The following is a 19,037-nucleotide window of genomic DNA, read 5'->3' on the forward strand; positions in this document are numbered from 1 at the left end:
CCCGTCTGGTGGAGAGCCCCCCTTCTGTTAAGGGGGGGGCGCGCCGCTGGGAATCGCAGGAGCGATTCCCAACGTTGCCATGCAACGGCCCGAAGGGCGCATGCCATGGATGGCATGCGTAACGGCGCGGGGGATAGGTGAAATGCACGGGCAATTCACCGGAGGTGGATCAGTTCTGAGGAACGACGTTCCTCAGAACTGGCCACCGAACGTGAATTGCAGCCGCTCGATCTTGTCGCCGTCTTCCTTCTTCAGCGGGAAGGCGTAGCTGATCGAGATCGGGCCGACCGGGGCGCGCCACAGCAGGGCCACACCGGTGGACACGCGCAGTTCGTTGGCCTTGAAGTTGTCCACGCCGGTGTAGACGTTGCCGAAGTCGACGAAGGCCGACACGCGTGCCGACGGGCTGTCGAACAGGCGCGGGAAGTAGGCTTCGACCGAACCGACGGTCTTCAGCGAACCACCCAGCGGCTGGCCTTCCGGGTAGCCGTTGGTGACTTCGCGCGGGCCGAGGGTGTTGTCTTCGAAGCCGCGCACCGAGTTGGTACCGCCGGCGTAGAAGTTCTCGAAGAACGGCAGGCCGCTGGCGGTCACCGTACGGGTGGTGCCGTCCGGGTTGGTCAGCGTGCGGGTGTAGTCGTTGCCATAGGCATCGCCGTAGCCCACTTCGGCACGGGTGTTGATCACCAGCGACGGCATGATCGGCCAGTACTTGCTGATCTGGTAGTTCAGCTTGTAGTACTCGATGGTCGAACCCGGCAGCGTGGTTTCCAGGCCGATGCGCTGGTAGGTACCGCGGGTCGGCATGAAGTAGTCGTTGCGCGAGTCACGCGCCCAGCCCAGCTCGGTGCGCCATGCATGGAACGTGCGCTTACCGACGGCGTTGATGTAGTCGATGATCGACTGCGGGGTCGAGCCCTGGTAGGTGGTGATCTGGTTGCTGTCGATGCCGAACATCAGCGAGACGGTATCGGTCTCGGTGATCGGCACGCCGAACACCACCTGCGCCGAACCATTGGTGCTGTTGTACTGCGCGGTGTTGAAGTCGGAGTAGTCCAGTTCGCGCCAGGACAGGTTGTAGCCCAGCGACACGCCGTCATCGGTGAAGTACGGGTTGGTGTAGCTGAAGCCGTAGCGCTGCAGGTAGCTGCTGCGCGAGGCTTCGACCGACACGCGGTTGCCGCCGCCGAGGAAGTTGTTCTGCGACAGCTGCACCGAGGTGGTCATGCCGTAGGACTGCGAGTAGCCCAGGCCGAACACGAAGCTGCCGGACGTGGTTTCCTTGACGTTGTAGACGACGTCGACCTGGTCGTTGCTGCCGCTCACGGCCGGGGTTTCAACGTCCACCGACTCGAAGTAGCCCAGGCGCTGCAGGCGGATCTTGGAGCGGTCGATCGCGGCCTGCGAGTACCAGCTGTTCTCGAACTGGCGCATTTCGCGACGCATCACTTCGTCGGACGTACGCGTGTTGCCACGGAACAGGATGCGACGCACCGACACGCGCGGGCCGGGCACGACCTGCATGTTGATCGCCACGGTCTGCTCGGGGCGGTTGGTGGTCGGGATCGGGTTCACCTTGGCGAACGCGTAGCCGATGTTGGACAGCGAGTTGGTGATGGTGTCCGAGCTGAATTCCAGCAGCGCACGCGAGAACGTGTCGCCGGACTTCTGGATCACCATGCGCTCGACGTCCTCCTGCGGAAGGATCGTGTCGCCGCTGACCTTGATCTCGGAGATCTTGTACTGCGCACCTTCGGTCACGCCGGCGGTGAGGAACATGTCGCGCTTGTCGGGGCTGATCGACACCTGGGTCGAATCAATGCTGAAGTCGACATAGCCGCGGTCGAGGTACCAGGAATTGAGCTTTTCCAGGTCGCCGGACAGCTTTTCCTTGGAGTACTGGTCGTCACGGCGGTACCACGATGCCCAGTTGTGCTCCTTGGACTCCCAGGTCTCCAGGATGTCCTTGCTCTCGAACTTCTCGGTGCCGACCAGGTTGACGTGACGGATCTTGGCCGCCTTGCCTTCCTTGATGGCGATCGCGATGTCCACGCGGTTGCGGTCCAGCGGGCTCACCGTCGGGGTGATCTCGACGTTGTACTTGCCGCGGTCGTTGTACTGGCGGCGCAGTTCCTGGGTCACGCGATCCAGGCTCAGGCGATCGAAGGTGCCGCCCTCGGTCAGGCCGATGTCGGACAGGCCCTTGAGCAGCTGCTCGGACTTGATGTCCTTGTTGCCGGTCACGGTCAGCTTGTTGATCGCCGGGCGTTCCTTGACGGTCACCACCAGGATGCTGCCCTGGCGGTCCAGCTGCACGTCTTCGAAGAAGCCGGTCTTGTACAGGGCGCGGATGGTCTCGCCGACCTTGTTGTCGGTGACCGTCTCGCCACGCTCCACCGGCAGGTAGGTGAATACCGTGCCCGAGCTGATGCGCTGCAGGCCATCCACGCGGATGTCGCTGACAGTGAAGGGCTCGGCTGCCTGGGCCAGGGCGGGAGCGCCGGTGACGGCGGCGAGGGCGAGGGCCAGCAGGCGGCGATTGGGGAGTCGCGTCATGTCACGTCCGGTAGGAAGGTCGATTTCATTGGTGCGGGATGCCGACGCTGTAGACGGCAACAACGTGGAAAAGTTCATCGCGGGACCAGGCCGAGGATGTCGTTGTAGAACGCCAACCCCATCAGCCCGGCCAGCAACGCCAGGCCGATGTACTGGCCGGCGGCGATGGCACGCTCGCTCAGCGGGCTGCCCTTGACCAACTCGATAAGGTAATACAGCAGGTGGCCGCCGTCCAAGATCGGGATCGGCAACAGGTTGATGATGCACAGGCTGAGTGACAGCAGGGCAAGGAACTGCAGGAACCAGTCCAGGCCGCGTTTGGCCGAGATGTTGGCTACCCGGGCGATGGTGACGGGCCCGGAAACGTTCTGCAGCGAGGCTTTGCCGGTGACGATGCGGCCCATCATGCCCAGCGAATCGGCCGCCAGGCGGCCGGTTTCGCGCACGGCCACGGTGACCGCGTCGAGCGGGCCATAGCGCAGCAGGGTGTCGTAGGGAGGGCTGAACGAGGTCGGGAACTGCACGCCGATCTGCCAGATCGGCTCGCCCTTTGAATCCTTGCCCTGGCGCGGGGTGACTTCCAGCGCCAGGCGCTCGCCGCCCCGCAGGACCTCGATCATGCCCGGGCCGCCGGCGCGGCCCAGCGTCTGGATCTCGCCGATGACCTGGTCGGCGCCGTCGATGCGCTGGCCGTCGATCGCTACGATCAGATCGCCCGGCTGCAGCTGCCCGGCCACCACGGAGTCCGCGGTGAGCGACTCGACCAGCGCCGGTTGCAGCCACGACTGCCAGTACAGGCCAGCCAGGATCGGCACGCGCCGTTCATCGAAGCCGGGGGGCAGCTGCGACAGCGGCAGGCTGCGCACGCGCACCTGGTCGGCCGGGTCCAGCACTTCCAGCTTCACGTCGCGGCGGTCCATCGCGGCGGCGGTCAGCGCCATGCTGGCCTCGCCAAGGGTGACCACCGGGCGCTCGTCCACGCGCAGCACGCGGTCGCCGCTGGTCAGGCCGGCGCTGGCGGCGATGCCGCTGACACGGCCGATGGTCGGCGAATAATCCTGCTTGCCGATCACGAACATCGCCCACAGCAGCAGGATGCACAGCAGCAGGTTGGCGATCGGTCCGGCGGCGACGATGGCGATGCGCTGCCAGACGGTCTTGTGGTTGAAGGCCTGGCCGCGCTCGTGCGGGTGCACTTCGACCTCGCGCTCGTCCAGGAACTTCACATAGCCACCCAGCGGGATGGCGGCGATGGCGAACTCGGTGCCGTGCCTGTCCCGGCGCGACCACAGCGGCCGGCCGAAGCCGACCGAGAAGCGCAGGATCCTGACCCCGCACAGGCGCCCGACCCAGTAATGCCCGAACTCGTGGAACGTGACCAGCAGCCCGAGGCTGACAATCATCCACCAGACCGATCCGATGAAGTCAGTCATGCAGGCTCACAGTGGCGGGCAGGGGCGGCGTCGTCATGCTGGGCGAGGCGGTCGTTCAGGCGGCGTCGATGGCGTTCAGGGTCAGCTGGCGTGCCCGCTGGTCGGCGGACAACAGGACCTCCAGTGTATCGGCTGGCTGGGTCGGCAGTGTTGAAAGAGCGTTAGCAACCAGCTCCGGGATGGTCAGGAAACCGATCCGGCCCTGAAGAAACGCTGAAACCGCCTCTTCATTGGCAGCGTTCAGCACCGCCGGGGCGGTGCCGCCGGCCTGCATCGCCTGCCAGGCCAGGGCCAGGCAGGGGAAGGCGTCGGTGTCCGGGGCCTCGAAATCGAGCCGGCCCTGGGCCAGCAGATCCAGCCCGGATACGCCCGATTCAATGCGTTGTGGCCAGCCCAGGCCAACGGCCAGTGTGGTGCGCATGTCCGGCAGGCCCATCTGCGCCAGAGTCGAGCCGTCCACGAACTCGACCAGCGAGTGGACCAGGCTCTGCGGGTGCACCAGCACTTCGATGCGCTCACCGGGGATGCCGAACAGGTGGTGGGCCTCGATCACTTCCAGGCCCTTGTTCATCAACGTCGCCGAATCAACCGAGATCTTCGGCCCCATCGACCACTTCGGGTGGGCAACGGCCTGGGCCGGGGTGACCTGGGCCAGTTCGGCGCGGCTGCGGCCACGGAACGGGCCGCCGGAGGCGGTCAGCAGGATGCGGCGCACGCCGGCGCCATCCACGCTGGCATCGCGCGAGCGCAGGCACTGGAAGATCGCGCTGTGTTCGCTGTCGATCGGGATGATCTCGGCGCCGGCGCGTTCAGCGGTGCGGGTCAGCAGCTCACCGGCCAGCACCAGCGATTCCTTGTTGGCCAGCAGGATGCGCTTGCCCGCGGCGGCGGCGGCCAGGGTGGAAGACAGCCCGGCTGCACCGACGATGGCGGCGACCACGGTGTCGCAGGCATCGCTGGCGGCCAGCTGGTCCAGCGCGGCATGGCCGGCATGCGCCTCGGTGGCCAGTCCGGCATCGCGCAGGCCATCGCGCAGCTCAGCGAACAGCGATTCGTCGGCGATCACCGCGTGGGCGGGCCGGTGCTGGCGGCACAGTGCCAGCAACGCCTGCACCTGACGACCGGCGGCCAGCACGGTGGCCTGGTAGCGCTGCGGGTGGCGGGCGATCACATCCAGCGTGGAGGCACCGATCGAGCCGGTGGCGCCGAATACGGCGACCCGGCGCAGGTCTGCGACAGCATTCATGGTCAGAACCCGAAGATTTCCTTGCCGAGTGCGAACACCGGCACTGCAGCCAGAACGCCGTCGACACGGTCGAGTACGCCACCATGGCCCGGAATCAGGTGGCCCGAGTCCTTGGCGCCCGCGTGGCGCTTGATCAGGCTTTCGAACAGATCACCCAGCACCGAGGCGAACACGGCCACCACCGAAGTGATCAGCAGGCCCGGCAGGTGTGCGGTATCGATGCCGGCCAGCCAGCCCAGGCCGACGGCCACGGCGACACCGGCCAGCAGGCCGCCGAACAGGCCTTCCCAGGTCTTGTTGGGGCTGATGCGCGGGGCCAGCTTGTGCTTGCCGAAGTGACGGCCGGCGAAATAGGCGCCCGAATCGGCCGCCCAGACCAGTGCCAGCGCAGCCAGCAGCCACAGGTGGCCCTGCTTGCCCGGCGGATCGCCGCCGGCATGGATCAGCACCAGCGCGGCCCAGGCCGGAACGATGGCCAGCGTACCGGCCAGCATCTTCACGATGCGCGAGGGTGCCGACGGTTGCGCGCCGAAATTGAAGAAGCGCAGCCAGACCAGCGCCGCCAACCACCAGGCAACACCGGCCAATGTGGTGATCTGGAACAGCACCAGCGTGCTGCCATCGGCCCATACCAGCAGCACCATCAGCAGCAGGTTCAGTACCAGCAGCACGGTGCGCGCCAGGGTGTCTTCGATGCCGGCCAGCTTCAGCCACTCCCACAGGCCGATCAGCAGCACCGCAGCGGCCGCCGCTGCCAGCCATTGGGTCGGCAGCAGCAGGATCGCGGCAATGGCGACCGGCGCCATGATCAGCGCGGCAAGGACTCGGGTCTTGGTCATGGGCTGGAAGTCTCGGTGGCCAGTGCGGCGATCTGGGCGCTGGTCAGGCCGAAACGACGCTCACGGCTGCCGTAGGCGTCCAGCGCCTGCTGCAGCAGGGCGGGATCGAAGTCTGGCCACAGCGCCTCGGTGAACCACAGCTCGGTGTACGCCAGCTGCCACAGCAGGAAGTTGCTGATGCGGGTGTCGCCACCGGTGCGGATGAACAGGTCCGGTGGCGGCAGGTCGGCCAGGGCGACCTGGCTGCCCAGCAGCGATTCGTCGATCTGTTCGGGCAGCAGGCGGCCGGCGGCGACTTCAGCGGCCAGCGCGCGCGCGGCACGGGCGATGTCCTGGCGGCCACCGTAGCTGGCGGCGATCGACAGGGTCAGGGTGGTGTTGTCTGCGGTGCGCTGCTCGGCCAGCTGCATGCGGCTGACCAGCCCGGCACCGAAGCGTTCGCGCTCGCCGATGAAGCGCACGCGCACGCCACGCCGATGCAGCTCGTCCACTTCGCGGTCGAGCGCGCCGAGGAACAGCTTCATCAACGCATCGACTTCTTCCTGCGGCCGGCCCCAGTTCTCGCTGGAAAACGCGAACAGGGTCAGCGCCGGAATGCCCAGTTCAAGGCAGCGCTCGATGGTGCGGTTGACCGCACGCGCGCCAGCCCGGTGGCCGATCACGCGCGGACGACGGCGCTGCTGTGCCCAGCGCCCATTGCCATCCATGATGATGGCAATGTGGCGGGGCAGGGCGGCCGGCAACGGAGGCGGGACTGAAGGCATCGACTTCAGACCGACAGCAGTTCTTTTTCCTTGTCGGCAACGACCTTGTCGACGTCCTTGATGTTGGTGTCGGTCAACTTCTGGATGTCGTCCTCACCGCGCTTCTTCTCGTCTTCGCTGATCGCCTTGTCCTTGACCAGCTTGGCGATTTCCTTGTTCGCGTCCTGACGGATGTTGCGGATCGCGATCTTGGCGCCTTCGCCTTCCTTCTGCACCTGCTTGGCCAGCTCCTTGCGGCGCTCTTCGGTCGGCGGCGGCATGTTGATGCGGATCGCGGTGCCCAGGGTGTTCGGGGTGAACTCGGCGTTGTAGAGACCCTTTTCGATCTCCTTGATCATGCTCTTGTCGAACGGCGTGACCAGCAGCGAGTGGGCGTCGGCGTTGGAGATCGATGCGACCTGGTTCAGCGGGGTGCTGGCGTTGCCATAGGCGCTGACCGTGACGCGGTCCAGCAGGGCCGGGGTGGCGCGGCCGGTGCGGATCGAGGTGAGGGTGTGCTTCAGAGCGTCGATGCTCTTGGCCATGCGCGTCTGCGCGTTGTTCTTGATGTCGTTGAGCATCGCCCGGTCCTGGGTGTAACTGGAATCGGGCGATTATAGGCGAATACGGGACGCTGCCGGGCCAGAATCGGCCCGCAGCTCGCCTGGCGCTCAGGCTCAGGCCGGGTCGCGGCCCTGGACCAGGGTGCCGATGTTCGCGCCGCTGAGGATCTTCAGCAGCTCGCCCGGCTGGCCCATGTCGAACACGCGCATCGGCAGGTCGCTGTCTCGGGCCAGTGCGAAGGCCGCGGTATCCATCACTTCCAGGCCGCGGCGGATCACTTCGTCGTAGCTCAGGCTGTCGAAACGGACCGCGTCGCTGTGCTTGTTCGGGTCCTTGTCGTACACGCCATCGACCTTGGTGGCCTTCAGCAGCAGGTCGGCACCGATCTCGATCGCACGCAGCGCGGCGCCGGAGTCGGTGGTGAAGAACGGGCTGCCGACGCCGGCGGCGAAAATCACCAGGCGGCCCTTTTCCAGGTGGCGGATGGCGCGGCGGCGGATGTAGTCCTCGCACACGTCATTGATCTTGATCGCGCTCATCACGCGGGCCTTGGCGCCCAGCTTTTCCAGGGCGTCCTGCATGGCCAGGGCGTTGATGACCGTGGCCAGCATGCCCATCTGGTCGCCGGTGACCCGGTCCATGCCGCCGGCGGCCAGGCCGGCGCCGCGGAAGATGTTGCCGCCGCCGATCACCAGCGCCACTTCGGCACCGGCCTGCTGGGCTTCGATGACCTCACGGGCCAGGCGATTGATGATCTTCGGGTCGATGCCGTAGTCCTCATCTCCCATCAGCGCCTCCCCGGACAGTTTCAGAAGGATGCGGCGATAGGCGAGCTTGGACATAGGGACCTCGGGTGCGTGGAAATCGCGGGCGATTCTACGCGCATGCGGCGTTGGGCCAAAGTGTTTTGTGCACTGCGGCGCGAAATCCTGCCGTCCGCCCCGCTCACGCGGGGCGTCCCGTTCAGCCCAGCTCGGCGCCGGCGGTGGCTGAAAGCTCGTCGTGGCCGAGGGCGCCGGGGGAGCGGGCGATCACCCGGTTGCGGCCCAGGTTCTTCGAGCGGTACAGCACATCGTCGGCTGCGCGCAGCAGGTCCTGCACGTCGGCAAAGCGTTCGTAGCCGCCCTGGGTGGCCACGCCGGCGGAGAACGTGACGAACAGCGGGCCTCCCTCCAGTTCGGCCATCGGCGTGGCGACGATGTTGGCCAGCACACGCCGGATCACGTCCAGCGCCACCGATTCACTGGTGTTGGGCAGCAGCGCGACGAATTCCTCGCCACCGAAGCGGGCCACGGTGTCGCTGTTGCGCAGCTGGCCCTGCAGCTTGCCGGCAAAGGCGCGCAGCACCTCGTCGCCGGTCAGGTGGCCGTGGGCATCGTTGATCTTCTTGAAGTCGTCCAGGTCGATGAAGGCCACCGACAGCGGCCAGCCCTGGCGCCCGGCGCGCAGGAACTCCTGTTCCAGCACCGCCTCCAGCTGGCGGCGGTTGAGCACGCCGGTCAGGGCGTCGCGGTGGGCCTGGTCGGCCAGGCGCTTGGCCCGCGCCTCGAATTCGTCGGCGCGGCGGCGTGCCTGATCGGCATCCTGCAGCTCGCGCAGGTTGCGCAGGGTGGCCAGCTCCTGCGCGTGGTCGATCAGCTCCCGGACCCGCGAGGGCGAGTTCAGGCCGGCCTCGAACAGGCTGGCGATATCTGGAAGGGCATCGCTGATGCGGGTCAGCACCTGATCGAAACGGGCGCTGTCGAGCTCCAGCCGGTCATGCACCTGGTGCAGGGCGCGTTCGCGGGCGGCATCGGCGTCTTCGTCCAGCCAGATGTCGGCAACAGCGCCGGACAGCTGCACGCAGCCCTGGAACGGCGAATCGGCAGCGTCGTCGTCCTCGCTGTGGCTGATGCTTTCCACCAGGTAGCGCGGCAGGCCCCACTGTTCGGCCACCCAGGCGCCGACATCGGCGTGGCTGCAGCCCAGTTCCTCGCGCTCGCGTGCGACCAGATCGGTATTGTCACGGGCTTCGCGCAGCAGTGGCAGGTAGCGCTCCGATTCGGCCTGGGCCAGGCACAGCACGCCCAGGTCCTGCAGCAGCCCGGCCAGCATCAGTTCCTCCAGCCGACGCAGGCCGCGTGCCTGGCCCAGCTGGCTGGCGGCCAGGGCGCTGAGAATGCTGCGCTTCCACGCGCTGGCGCAGGTCGTGGTCGGCACCGCCGCCACCGGTCAGGCCCTGGGTGACGGTGAAGCCGAGGGCGAGGCTGATCGTGGCATTCAGGCCGAGCATGGTCAGCGCCTGGCCGAGGTTCTCGATGCGGCGGCGGCTGGCGTACAGCGGCGAATTGGCGATGCGCAGCATGCGAGCGCTCAGCGCCATGTCGATGGCGATGATGTCGGCGGCGGTGGCGATATCCGCTTCCGGGTCCTGGGCCAGCTCGATGATGCGCAGGGCAATACCGGGTGGCGAGGGCAGGTTGCGGCAGAGCGCCAGGGCAGCTGTCAGCTCGGGAGGCATGTCGGGTCGTTCAATTCCATTGGGACAAGAATACCTAGGAATGCATCACAGTCCGCGATTTTCGTTCCTGCTATGTGACTGTGGATTCCCTGCGCCGAGTATCGGCTTGATTCGCGCGCAACGCAAAGGTGCCGGTTGTGCGCACCAACGGTGCGCACCCGCCGATGGGGCATGGGTTCATCCCTTGGCCCATACATAAAAAAAGAGCCGCGGTTTCCCGCGGCTCCTTCTGGTCGCTTCACAGCCGGAAGGCTGGAATCAGACCTGCATCGCCTTGGCAACTTCAGCGGCGTAGTCTTCCACCACCTTCTCGATGCCTTCGCCGACGATCAGCAGCTTGAAGCCCGCCACGTCGGCGCCAGCGGCCTTGACCACCTGCTCGACGGTGGTGTCGCCCAGCACGTAGGTCTGGCCGTACAGGGTCACGTCGCTGACGATCTTGTTGATCTTGCCGCTGATGATCTTTTCCAGGATCTCGGCCGGCTTGGCCTTGTCCTTTTCGGACATCTTGGCCAGCTCGATTTCCTTTTCCTTCTCGACGAACTCGGCCGGGACGTCCGCAGCCTTGTTGTGCGGCGGCTTCAGGGCTGCCACGTGCATGGCCAGGCCACGGGCCAGCTCGACGTCGCCGCCGACCAGGTCGACCAGCACGCCAACCTTGCCGTTGGTGTGGACGTAGGCGCCGATGGTGTTGTTGCCATCAACCTTCACCATACGACGGATCTGGATGTTTTCACCCAGGGTCTGCACGGCGGTGGCGCGGGCTTCTTCAACGGTGCGGCCATCGGCCAGCTTGGCAGCCTTCACGGCTTCGACGTCGTTGGCGCCCGATGCCAGGGCGGCAGCGGCGACGGCATTGACGAAGGACTTGAAGTTGTCATCGTTGGCGACGAAGTCGGTTTCCGAGTTGACTTCGACCAGCACGGCCTTGCCGCCATCCTGGGCCAGGCCCAGACGGCCTTCGGCGGCCACGCGGTCAGCCTTCTTGTCGGCCTTGGCAGCGCCGGACTTGCGCATGGCTTCAGCAGCAGCGTTGATGTCGCCGTTGGCTTCGGTGAGAGCCTTCTTGCATTCCATCATGCCGGCGCCGGTGCGCTCGCGCAGTTCCTTGACCAGGGAAGCAGTGATTTCCACGGGATTACCTCACGAAAGAAAGGGGTTGGGCCGGCATGGTGGCCGGCCCGTGTGACACGGTCCTGTCACGCGCCAAAGGCTGCGCGCAGGGAGGGTGGACGCCGGGCGTCCACCCCGGGGCCTGGATCAGGCCTGGGCGTCGTCGCCCTTCTTGGCAGCCTTCTTGGCCGGAGCGCGGCGGGCCGGCTTCTCTTCGCCTTCGGCAGCAGCTTCGGCGAACTCTTCCTCACGCACCGAAGCAGCGTGCGGCGCAGCAGCCTTGCCTTCCAGCACGGCGTCGGCAGCGGCGCGGGCGTACAGCTGCACAGCGCGGATGGCGTCGTCGTTGCCCGGGATGGCGTAGTCCACCAGTTCCGGGTTGTAGTTGGTGTCGACCACGGCGATGACCGGGATGCCCAGCTTCTTGGCTTCCTTGATCGCGATGTCTTCGTGGCCGATGTCGATCACGAAGATGGCGTCCGGCAGACGGTTCATGTCCTTGATGCCGCCCAGCGAGGCTTCCAGCTTGTCGCGCTCGCGACGCAGGCCCAGCACTTCGTGCTTGACCAGCTTCTCGAAGGTGCCGTCGGTTTCACCGGCTTCCAGTTCCTTCAGGCGGGCAACCGACTGCTTGACGGTACGGAAGTTGGTCAGGGTGCCGCCCAGCCAACGCTGGTTCATGAACGGCATGCCACAACGCTCGGCTTCTTCCTTGATGGTTTCGCGGGCGCTGCGCTTGGTGCCCAGGAACAGGACGGTACCGCGCTTCTGGGCAACCGACGAGATGAAGTTCATCGCATCATTGAACAGCGGGACGGTCTTTTCCAGGTTGATGATGTGGATCTTGCCGCGGGCGCCGAAGATGTACGGAGCCATCTTCGGGTTCCAGTAGCGGGTCTGGTGGCCGAAGTGGACGCCGGCTTCCAGCATCTGACGCATGGTGACCTGGGGCATTGCAATACTCCTGATATGGAACCGGCGATTCCGCCCGCGGGATAGGTATGCGGGACGCGTGGAAGCGCGGATGGTTCCGGGGTTGGGCTTCCCTGTTGCCTCCGTGGCCGAACTCCTTGCGGAGCACCCCGGCACGGATGGGGGCAGCAGGTGTGGATTCACCGGTGACGTCCGGTGTGGACGGTCTCCCGCGCACGCAGGCGGCAGGAATCCGGTCGATTATAGCCCGCTGGGAGCGCTCGCTGCAATTGCCGGGTCCGGCGCGGTCAGATCGACCACGCGGCCGTCCTGCAGCCGGGCCTGGAAATGGCCACCGGCATAGCCGTCGGCATGGACGGGGAGGGCCCAGCGGCGTTCCCGGCCCGCCAGCAGGTAGCCGGCCAGTCCCGGCAGCAGCAGGGTGCGGCGTCCATCGCCGGCGACGAACGCAAGATCGTGCAGGCGGGCGTGAACGGAACCTGCGTTGCGCAGTCGCAGAAGAGGCTGCGACGTGCCGGGCTCGATCCCGACATGCAGGTCCGGCCGCGCCAGGGGCGTCGCATGCCCCCGGAACAAGGGCAGCGAGTAGCGTGGCAGGTCCGGTCCGCTGGGGCTCAGGATCACCCGGTAGGCCTGCTCGACGGCAACGGGCGACGTCTCCCGAGGCAGCAGCCAGATGCGTTGACGGGTGCCGGGCGGGAGGTCGAGCCGGGAGGGGCTGGCCAGGATCTGGTCGCTGGGCCGCAGCTTTTCCGCATCGACCTGCTGTTCCCAGGCCAGGATCCGAACCTCGCCCTGCCAGCGGCCGGGCCCGGGGTTGTACAGCCACAGCTCGCCGTGCCCCCCTTCGGCGGGCAGCTGCAGGGTGGTGGGCACCAGGTCCAGTGCCGCAGCGGGCAGTGCCAGCAGCAGTGCCAGCAGGCTCAGCAGGATGCGCATCAGTAGATGAGGGTCACGGCAGGCGCCGCGTCGTCGCTGTCGGCCGGCGGCGCGAGGTCGCGGATCTGTTGCGGAAGCTCGGGCGCGTCGCTGCTCCGGTGCGGTGCCGCGCATCGGGTGTTGCCGGCATCACTGCTGCAGCCCTCGACCACAGTCAGCCGGATCTGCAGGGAGGTGCTGCCGGGATCGGCCCACGCGGGCATACTGGCGACCAGCATCGCCCCGATCAGAAGTGCGCGAACCACCTGCCATCCACCGTACTGTAGGACCCGTTGCGCGGTATCGGCCGGATCGGCCGAATCTGTAGGGTCGACTGCCAGTCGACTGGTCCTGGCGCAGGAATGATGCGCGCATCCACGCACGGCGTGGATCTACCGGAACCCACCCCGGTGGATGCCGACCATTCCAATCCATCCCGGTGGATGCCGACCGTTGGTCGGCACACAGGTCAGTAAGTGATCGTCACCTGCACCAGATCGTTGTAGGTACCGGCCGGGGGCTGGCCGGTGACCGCCGGCACCCGGCCATGGATGGTCAGCTGCTGCGCGCTGCCACTTCCGGTGCCGCCAACGGTATCGACATTGAGGGTATTGCCCCAGCGCAGGCTGCGCGCGGCGTCGCGGTACAGCTCATAGGGGAGGTAGTAGGTGCCGCTGCCAATGGTGGTGGCCATGCGCCGGGTGGTGGAGGCGGCGGGGTTGTTCTGGCCGTTGTTGAGGCTGATCTGGTAGGCGGTGTTCTTCAGGCAGGTCAGCGTGAGCGTGGCGGTCCGGTCGATGTTGGCGGAAATGCTGCCGGTGACGTTGCCGAAGTCCATGTTGGTGGTGACGTAGCTGCCGCATTGCGGCAGCACGTTGGCAGTGGCAGTGAAGCTGAAGGCCGCACTGGCGCTGTTGGTGCCGGTTGCGCCGCCGTTGCAGGCGGCCGGCACGGTGGCGTTGCCGAGCAGGACTTCGTTCCAGGCCCAGGTGAGCACCACGTTGGCGCCACTGAAGGTGCTGCTGTAAGCACCCGAAGCGAGGATCTGGTTGGCGGGGATCTGCGCGAACAGCTGCACGGACTGCGCACCGCTGCCGCCGGTCAGCAGCGGCACGTTGTAGCTCATGGTCAGTTCCTGCGCCGGCGGCGTGCCGCGTGGCACCAGGCCGGTGACCTGGCCGTAGCTGGCGTTGTTGTAGAGCTGGAAATTCATGGTGTCGCTGGTGGAAGTGGACATCGTGCGGAAGGTGGAGCTGCTGCCGCCGCCACTGCCTGCGCCGACACCCACGCAGACGCGGACGCCGGTGGTGGCCAGCAGGCTCAGTGCGGCGGTGGTGCAGGTCACCGTGATGTTCAGCGTCGCCGCCGTAGGGCCGGGAGCGTTGCTGTTGATGTTGCCGAACGGCAGGGTCGGGTTCGCGGTTGCCGTGCAGACCGCTGTCGCCTGGGCCGGTAGTGCCGCGAGCAGGCCGGCGAACAGCAGCATGCCGAGCAGCAGCACTCTCATGGCGCCACCTCCGGGATGCACGGCAGCGGAGCCGGCTTCGGCCGGGCGCCGGACGCCACTACCTTGGGCTGCTCGGGTACCTTCACCCGGCACTGGCCGCGGCTGGTGGTGATGTACAGCACGCTGCCGGCAGCGACGTCTTCCAGATACAGCAGGCCGTCATAGCCCACCGTGGCCTGGCGTCCGCCGGGCAACTGCACTTCGCTGCCCACTTCCAGCGGCTGCCCGTCCATGCTCTGCAGCGTCAGGCTCAGAGAGGGCCGCGAGCGCAACTGGAATGTCACGTGGGTCCCAGCGCGCTGGCGCGGCGTCACCCAGTCCTCGATGCGGTCGGCACGCATGTCCTCGGGCAGGTCCAGGGTGTCGATCGAGACCCGGTTGCGCTGCCAGGACAGCAGCGGGCTGACCAGCAACAGGCCACGATCATCGGTGACGCCGATCAGGCGGTTCTCCAGCCGCACCGGCACGCCACCGACACCATTGGTGCTGATCACCGCGAATGCATCGGAGACCTCGCGGGTGGCAAACGCGTGCCCGCCCATCCAGACCAGACTGCCACTGGCGCTGCCGTAGGCATAGTTGAGCCCGCCCTGGCGCGAGGCCCCGAAGGAGTAGCGGCCGACGTCATTGAGGATGCCGACTTCGGCCAGGCCGCCACTGCCGTCCTCGCCGTGGCGCACCTGCGCGCCAACCGATGCCGCCTGCACTGCCATCGCCGGGCACCGGCTGGGTGACGTCGGCCACCCAGGTCTGGCTGTCGCCATTGCGCTGGCTGGACAGGCTGGCCTGGCGGTTGTTGCCCAGGCTGGCGGTTACCGACAGATAGATGCTGCGGTCATCACTCTGGTCCAGGTTCTGGTTCACCGAGAGGTAGGCTGACCAGCGCTGGCTCCAGGTCCGCGACCAGAACAGGCTGGCGTAGCGGTTGTCTTCGCCATCGGGGTAGCGCAGGCGCAGGTAGCTGGCGCTGAGCGTGCCCAGCCGCAGCAGGTCGGCGCCGACCGTGGCCTGTTCGCTGATGCTCGGCGGCAGGTTGCCCTGCAGTGCGCCCAGGTCGCGGTAATCACCATGGCTGCGCACGGTGCGCAGATTGACGTTGAGTCGGCGGTTGTTCCAGCTGTAGCCCAGTGCCCATTGCCCGCCCTGCAGGCCCTGGTAGTCACTGTGCGCATAGGCGGCGTTGAACACGCCCGCGCCACCCAGCAGCCACCAGCCGCCGATGCCGGCCTGGGCCAGGCCACCACCGCCTTCGGCATGAGCCTCGCCGGTGAACGTGTCACTGATGCCACCGCGCCAGCTGGCACTGGCCACGGTGCGGTCGTCGTAGGCGAAGGAGCGTTGGCCGAAGTCCTCACGCAGGTGGCCGATGCCGGCGGACCAGTCCGACAGGCCCTTGGCCAGCAGCTGCTGGGTGCCATAGAAGCTGAAATCCAGGGTCTGCATGCGGCCGAACGCATCGGTCACCACCACCTGTGCGCTGCCGGTGCCGCTGATCCCCGGCTGTGCGGCCAGCTGGAACGGGCCGACCGGGACCTGGCCGCTGTACTGGCGCAGGCCATCGACGTACAGCTCGACCGTGGACGGCACCACCGCCTGGCCGAGGAAACTGGGCGTGGGGGTCAGCACGCGATAGGGCTGCAGGCTGTAGTTGCGACCGATCTGCAGGCCACCCAGGCGCACCGGACGGGTCCAGTCGACGAAGCCGCTGTAGAAATCGCCGACCTCCAGCGTCATCGCCTGGTCGGGGAAATCCAGGCTCCAGCGCGTATCCAGGCGCACGCTCTCCCCTCGCCAGCGACGGTCGCCAGGCTGCTGGTAGCGCCTGCTGACCGCGGTGTTTTCGAAGGTGCCGTTGCCGACGCCGAACAGGCGCAGTTCGGAGCTCAGGCTGAGGTTGCCCAGCGTATCCACCCGGCTGCCATACACGTCGTAGTTGAGCAGCAGTCCGGGTGAGGCACTGCCTGCGGGCGCGCGTGTCTGCGGGCGGCTGAGCACGGTGGTTGGCAGGGTCAGCTGGTCCAGTGGCACGTCCAGCGCCAGGGTCTGCAGGCGTGCGTCATAGCGCACCACCGCGCCGCTGATCTGGTCCAGGTACACCGGTGCATCGCCGTGGGCGTTGAAGCCGAGCTGGCGCAGTACGTCGGGGCTGGCCTGCAGGCGGCCACGGTTCTCGATGAAAGGCAGCAGTCCGCGTGGGGTGCTGTTGAGCGAAACGTCCAGGTACAGCGTCTGGTTGGCGGTCAACGGTGTGGGCGGTGGCAGCATCGCATCGGCGGAGATGCCTGATACATCGGCGGTGGCGGTAGCCGCTGCACCGGACACATCGGCGGCTTGGGTCGCCGCAGGAGCCAGGGCAGCAAGCAGCGCGCCCATCAACGCCTCAGCGAGCCGATGGGGGCGACAGCGGCGTCTGTTCCGACTCGCCATTGAGCTTGGCCGTGATCTGGTCGTTGTCGCGGTCGATCGCCGTGCGCTCGATCGGCCAGCGCATCACCTGCCCGGGCAGCACGTAACCCAGCAGTCCGGGATGCACGATGCGTGGGCGCGTGGGGCTGCCCAGCGCAAGATCGGCGATCTGCGCATAGCTGTTGCCTGCGTTGGCCACCTCGACGCCGTTGCGGCCATCGGGCAACTGCACCAGGCGGGCCTGCAGCTGCGGCGCAAGCTTGCCGGCGGCGGGCTGCACGAACACCGGTATCGAATAGCGCAGCACGAACTGCATGCCGTCGGCGCGGGTGGCCAGGTCGGGCACCTCGTCGACAATCAGCCTGTAGTACTGCTGTGCCGGCGGTGGCGTCCTGTCCGGACGCATCACCCGGACCAGCTGCTGCTGCCCGGCAGCCAGTTCCTGCATCGGCGGGGTGACCACCAGTTCATCGGTGGGCAACAGTTGCTCCTGGCCGTCCTGCTGCACCCAGCGGAACACCCGAACCTGCAGCTTCACCGGCGAGGTGCCACTGTTGGTCAGCCAAAGCTCGCCGGCACGCTGGCGCGCTTCCAGCTGCAGGCTGGTCGGGGCGACCTGCAGGCTGGTGGCTTCGACCGGGGCGGCGAATACCAGGCTCAGGACGAGCAGCGCCACGCCGGTGGCGCGCCACGGGCGGGGTCCGGCCATGCGGGCGTGCTCCATCAATAGGTGATCGTGGCGGTAACCGTATCCAGGTAGTTGCCGGTCGCCGGGTTGTTGGTGCTCAGGTTCAGGATCTGGCCGTAGACGATGTAGGGCACGGCCAGGCCGGTGCCGATGCCAGCCTGGGTGTTGGTGCCGGAGGTGGCACCCCAGACCAGGGTGTGCGCGGCGTCCTGGTAGAGCTGGTAGCCGACGTAGTTGTTGGCGGTCACCGCGGCGTTGGTGTTCTTCATCCGGCGAGTGGTGACGTCATTCGCGGTGCTGGCATTGGCACCCGCATTCAGTGAAATCATGTACGGGGTCAGTGCCGAGCACTGGGCGGTCACCGTGCCCTGACCCAGGGTGGGGGTCGCGGTGGTCGAGGCCGCCGTGCCGAAGTCAACGTTGGTGGCGGCAGCAGCCGTGATCGTGCAGGCCTTGGTCACCACCAGGGTGACATTGAAGGTGGTGGTGTCTGCGGCCAGGGCCGGGCCGGACAGCAGGACCCCGGCCAAGGCCCAGGCAAGCGGGGAACGAAGCGCGGATCGCATGGACAACCTCCCTGACCCGAAGGTCCGTTGAACAAGGCGAAGGCGGCACGTTCGGCACCGCTTCGGCGACGCTGACCCCAGCTTAGGAGGCGTAAGTGTCTGTATTCCGTGATAAACAGGGAGACGAAAGGGGGGCGGCGATCACGCTTTCACTTTCCTTGCCGGAACCGTGCATGGCCCGGATCGCCAGTTGGGTGGCGTTCGTTCAGATTGTGGCCGGATCGGCGATAATGGGGGCCATGAGCGTGAATCTGAAAACCCCGCAGGAAATCGAGATGATGCGAATCGCCGGCCGCATGGCCAGCGAAGTGCTCGACATCGTCACCCCCCACGTCAAGCCCGGTGTCACCACCGAGGAACTGGACCGCATCTGCCACGACCACATCGTGAACGTGCAGGGCGCCGTTCCGGCCAACGTCGGCTACCGCGGCTTCCCGAAGACCGTGTGTACCTCGGTCAACAACGTCATCTGCCATGGCATCCCCAGCGAAGGGAAGGTGCTCAAGGATGGCGACATCATCAACATCGACGTCACCGTCATCAAGGATGGCTGGCACGGCGACACCAGCCGCATGTACTTCGTCGGCACCCCGTCGGTGATGGCCCGCCGCCTGGTGGAAACCACCTACGAAGCCATGTGGCGCGGCATCCGCGCGGTGCGTCCGGGCGCGACCCTGGGCGACATCGGCCATGCCATCCAGAGCTATGCCGAAGGCGAGCGTTTCAGCGTGGTGCGCGAGTACTGCGGCCACGGCATCGGCAAGGTCTACCATGATGAACCGCAGGTGGTGCATTACGGCCGCCCGGGCCAGGGCCTGGTGCTGCAGCCGGGCATGACCTTCACCATCGAGCCGATGATCAACGAGGGCACCCGCTACAACAAGGTGCTGCCGGACGGCTGGACCGTGGTGACCAAGGACCGCAAGCTGTCGGCACAGTGGGAGCACATGATCGCGGTCACCGAGACCGGCGTGGACGTGCTGACCCTGTCGCCGGGCGAGTCGCAGGTCTCCTGAGGATGCTGC

At 66.8% G+C, this 19,037-nt stretch carries 15 protein-coding genes and 2 pseudogenes; 1 reads left to right on the forward strand and 16 read right to left on the reverse strand.

Features of this window, described 5'->3' with window-relative positions:
- Positions 1-192: 192 nt before the first annotated feature.
- The 16 genes and pseudogenes from bamA to ACZK2V_RS06995 all read right to left on the reverse strand — a co-directional run bounded on the left by bamA (position 193) and on the right by ACZK2V_RS06995 (position 18,012).
- Positions 193-2,556 carry an outer membrane protein assembly factor BamA gene (gene bamA, locus ACZK2V_RS06920; RefSeq protein ID WP_201118544.1) on the reverse strand — a complete coding sequence of 788 codons (2,364 nt, stop codon included), beginning with the start codon at positions 2,554-2,556 and terminating at the stop codon, positions 193-195.
- 74 nt (positions 2,557-2,630) lie between these two features.
- Positions 2,631-3,989 carry an RIP metalloprotease RseP gene (rseP, locus tag ACZK2V_RS06925; protein ID WP_197614916.1) on the reverse strand — a complete coding sequence of 453 codons (1,359 nt, stop codon included), beginning with the start codon at positions 3,987-3,989 and terminating at the stop codon, positions 2,631-2,633.
- A 55-nt stretch (positions 3,990-4,044) separates the two neighbouring features.
- A complete protein-coding gene (locus tag ACZK2V_RS06930; RefSeq protein WP_049399539.1) occupies positions 4,045-5,235 on the reverse strand; it encodes a 1-deoxy-D-xylulose-5-phosphate reductoisomerase in 1,191 nt (396 codons plus the stop codon).
- A 2-nt stretch (positions 5,236-5,237) separates the two neighbouring features.
- Positions 5,238-6,074 carry a phosphatidate cytidylyltransferase gene (locus tag ACZK2V_RS06935; RefSeq protein ID WP_010486331.1) on the reverse strand — a complete coding sequence of 279 codons (837 nt, stop codon included), beginning with the start codon at positions 6,072-6,074 and terminating at the stop codon, positions 5,238-5,240.
- Positions 6,071-6,838, reverse strand: coding sequence for a polyprenyl diphosphate synthase (uppS, locus tag ACZK2V_RS06940; RefSeq protein ID WP_032127943.1), 768 nt, complete (start codon positions 6,836-6,838; stop codon positions 6,071-6,073). The genes ACZK2V_RS06935 and uppS overlap by 4 nt, the downstream gene beginning before the upstream one ends.
- A 5-nt stretch (positions 6,839-6,843) precedes the next feature.
- Positions 6,844-7,398, reverse strand: a complete 555-nt coding sequence (gene frr, locus ACZK2V_RS06945; protein ID WP_032127942.1) for a ribosome recycling factor — start codon at positions 7,396-7,398, stop codon at positions 6,844-6,846.
- Positions 7,399-7,494: 96 nt separating this feature from the next.
- Positions 7,495-8,223: a UMP kinase gene (pyrH, locus tag ACZK2V_RS06950; RefSeq protein ID WP_032127941.1), complete on the reverse strand. Its 729-nt coding sequence runs from the start codon at positions 8,221-8,223 to the stop codon at positions 7,495-7,497.
- Positions 8,224-8,344: 121 nt separating this feature from the next.
- Positions 8,345-9,881: pseudogene (locus ACZK2V_RS06955) on the reverse strand (HDOD domain-containing protein).
- A 258-nt stretch (positions 9,882-10,139) separates the two neighbouring features.
- Positions 10,140-11,015 (reverse strand): translation elongation factor Ts, encoded by an 876-nt coding sequence (tsf, locus tag ACZK2V_RS06960; RefSeq protein ID WP_032127939.1) that lies wholly within the window; start codon positions 11,013-11,015, stop codon positions 10,140-10,142.
- A gap of 126 nt (positions 11,016-11,141) precedes the next feature.
- Positions 11,142-11,948, reverse strand: a complete 807-nt coding sequence (rpsB, locus tag ACZK2V_RS06965) for a 30S ribosomal protein S2 (RefSeq protein WP_005408748.1) — start codon at positions 11,946-11,948, stop codon at positions 11,142-11,144.
- A 219-nt stretch (positions 11,949-12,167) separates the two neighbouring features.
- Positions 12,168-12,866, reverse strand: a complete 699-nt coding sequence (locus ACZK2V_RS06970; RefSeq protein ID WP_486323051.1) for a fimbrial biogenesis chaperone — start codon at positions 12,864-12,866, stop codon at positions 12,168-12,170.
- Positions 12,866-13,084 carry a hypothetical protein gene (locus ACZK2V_RS06975; RefSeq protein WP_154353600.1) on the reverse strand — a complete coding sequence of 73 codons (219 nt, stop codon included), beginning with the start codon at positions 13,082-13,084 and terminating at the stop codon, positions 12,866-12,868. Before ACZK2V_RS06975 ends, ACZK2V_RS06970 begins: the two co-directional genes overlap by 1 nt.
- A 230-nt stretch (positions 13,085-13,314) precedes the next feature.
- Entirely contained in the window at positions 13,315-14,352 is a 1,038-nt protein-coding gene (locus tag ACZK2V_RS06980) for a Csu type fimbrial protein (RefSeq protein WP_154352167.1), read from the reverse strand.
- A pseudogene (locus ACZK2V_RS06985) lies at positions 14,349-16,725 on the reverse strand (fimbria/pilus outer membrane usher protein). The gene ACZK2V_RS06980 and the pseudogene ACZK2V_RS06985 overlap by 4 nt, the downstream one beginning before the upstream one ends.
- Positions 16,726-16,732: 7 nt before the next feature.
- Positions 16,733-17,482 (reverse strand): fimbrial biogenesis chaperone, encoded by a 750-nt coding sequence (locus tag ACZK2V_RS06990; RefSeq protein WP_049399527.1) that lies wholly within the window; start codon positions 17,480-17,482, stop codon positions 16,733-16,735.
- Positions 17,482-18,012 (reverse strand): Csu type fimbrial protein, encoded by a 531-nt coding sequence (locus ACZK2V_RS06995; protein ID WP_189719828.1) that lies wholly within the window; start codon positions 18,010-18,012, stop codon positions 17,482-17,484. The genes ACZK2V_RS06990 and ACZK2V_RS06995 overlap by 1 nt, the downstream gene beginning before the upstream one ends.
- 173 nt (positions 18,013-18,185) lie before the next feature.
- Here ACZK2V_RS06995 and map point away from each other — a divergent pair, with 173 nt between their 5' ends.
- Positions 18,186-19,028, forward strand: a complete 843-nt coding sequence (gene map, locus ACZK2V_RS07000) for a type I methionyl aminopeptidase (RefSeq protein WP_080355365.1) — start codon at positions 18,186-18,188, stop codon at positions 19,026-19,028.
- Positions 19,029-19,037 lie beyond the last annotated feature (9 nt).

The organism is Stenotrophomonas sp. 93052_Sma (genome assembly GCF_056481145.1).

What these genes read in the sequence shown, in the direction of transcription:
- rseP (WP_197614916.1), bottom strand. Translation starts at nt 3,989, where the DNA reads ATGACTGACTTCATCGGATCGGTCTGGTGGATGATTGTCAGCCTCGGG.
- ACZK2V_RS06995 (WP_189719828.1), bottom strand. Translation starts at nt 18,012, where the DNA reads ATGCGATCCGCGCTTCGTTCCCCGCTTGCCTGGGCCTTGGCCGGGGTC.
- ACZK2V_RS06975 (WP_154353600.1), bottom strand. Translation starts at nt 13,084, where the DNA reads ATGCTGGTCGCCAGTATGCCCGCGTGGGCCGATCCCGGCAGCACCTCC.
- ACZK2V_RS06980 (WP_154352167.1), bottom strand. Translation starts at nt 14,352, where the DNA reads ATGAGAGTGCTGCTGCTCGGCATGCTGCTGTTCGCCGGCCTGCTCGCG.
- pyrH (WP_032127941.1), bottom strand. Translation starts at nt 8,223, where the DNA reads ATGTCCAAGCTCGCCTATCGCCGCATCCTTCTGAAACTGTCCGGGGAG.
- ACZK2V_RS06935 (WP_010486331.1), bottom strand. Translation starts at nt 6,074, where the DNA reads ATGACCAAGACCCGAGTCCTTGCCGCGCTGATCATGGCGCCGGTCGCC.
- uppS (WP_032127943.1), bottom strand. Translation starts at nt 6,838, where the DNA reads ATGCCTTCAGTCCCGCCTCCGTTGCCGGCCGCCCTGCCCCGCCACATT.
- ACZK2V_RS06930 (WP_049399539.1), bottom strand. Translation starts at nt 5,235, where the DNA reads ATGAATGCTGTCGCAGACCTGCGCCGGGTCGCCGTATTCGGCGCCACC.
- frr (WP_032127942.1), bottom strand. Translation starts at nt 7,398, where the DNA reads ATGCTCAACGACATCAAGAACAACGCGCAGACGCGCATGGCCAAGAGC.
- map (WP_080355365.1), top strand. Translation starts at nt 18,186, where the DNA reads ATGGCCCGGATCGCCAGTTGGGTGGCGTTCGTTCAGATTGTGGCCGGA.
- ACZK2V_RS06970 (WP_486323051.1), bottom strand. Translation starts at nt 12,866, where the DNA reads ATGCGCATCCTGCTGAGCCTGCTGGCACTGCTGCTGGCACTGCCCGCT.
- bamA (WP_201118544.1), bottom strand. Translation starts at nt 2,556, where the DNA reads ATGACGCGACTCCCCAATCGCCGCCTGCTGGCCCTCGCCCTCGCCGCC.
- ACZK2V_RS06990 (WP_049399527.1), bottom strand. Translation starts at nt 17,482, where the DNA reads ATGGAGCACGCCCGCATGGCCGGACCCCGCCCGTGGCGCGCCACCGGC.
- rpsB (WP_005408748.1), bottom strand. Translation starts at nt 11,948, where the DNA reads ATGCCCCAGGTCACCATGCGTCAGATGCTGGAAGCCGGCGTCCACTTC.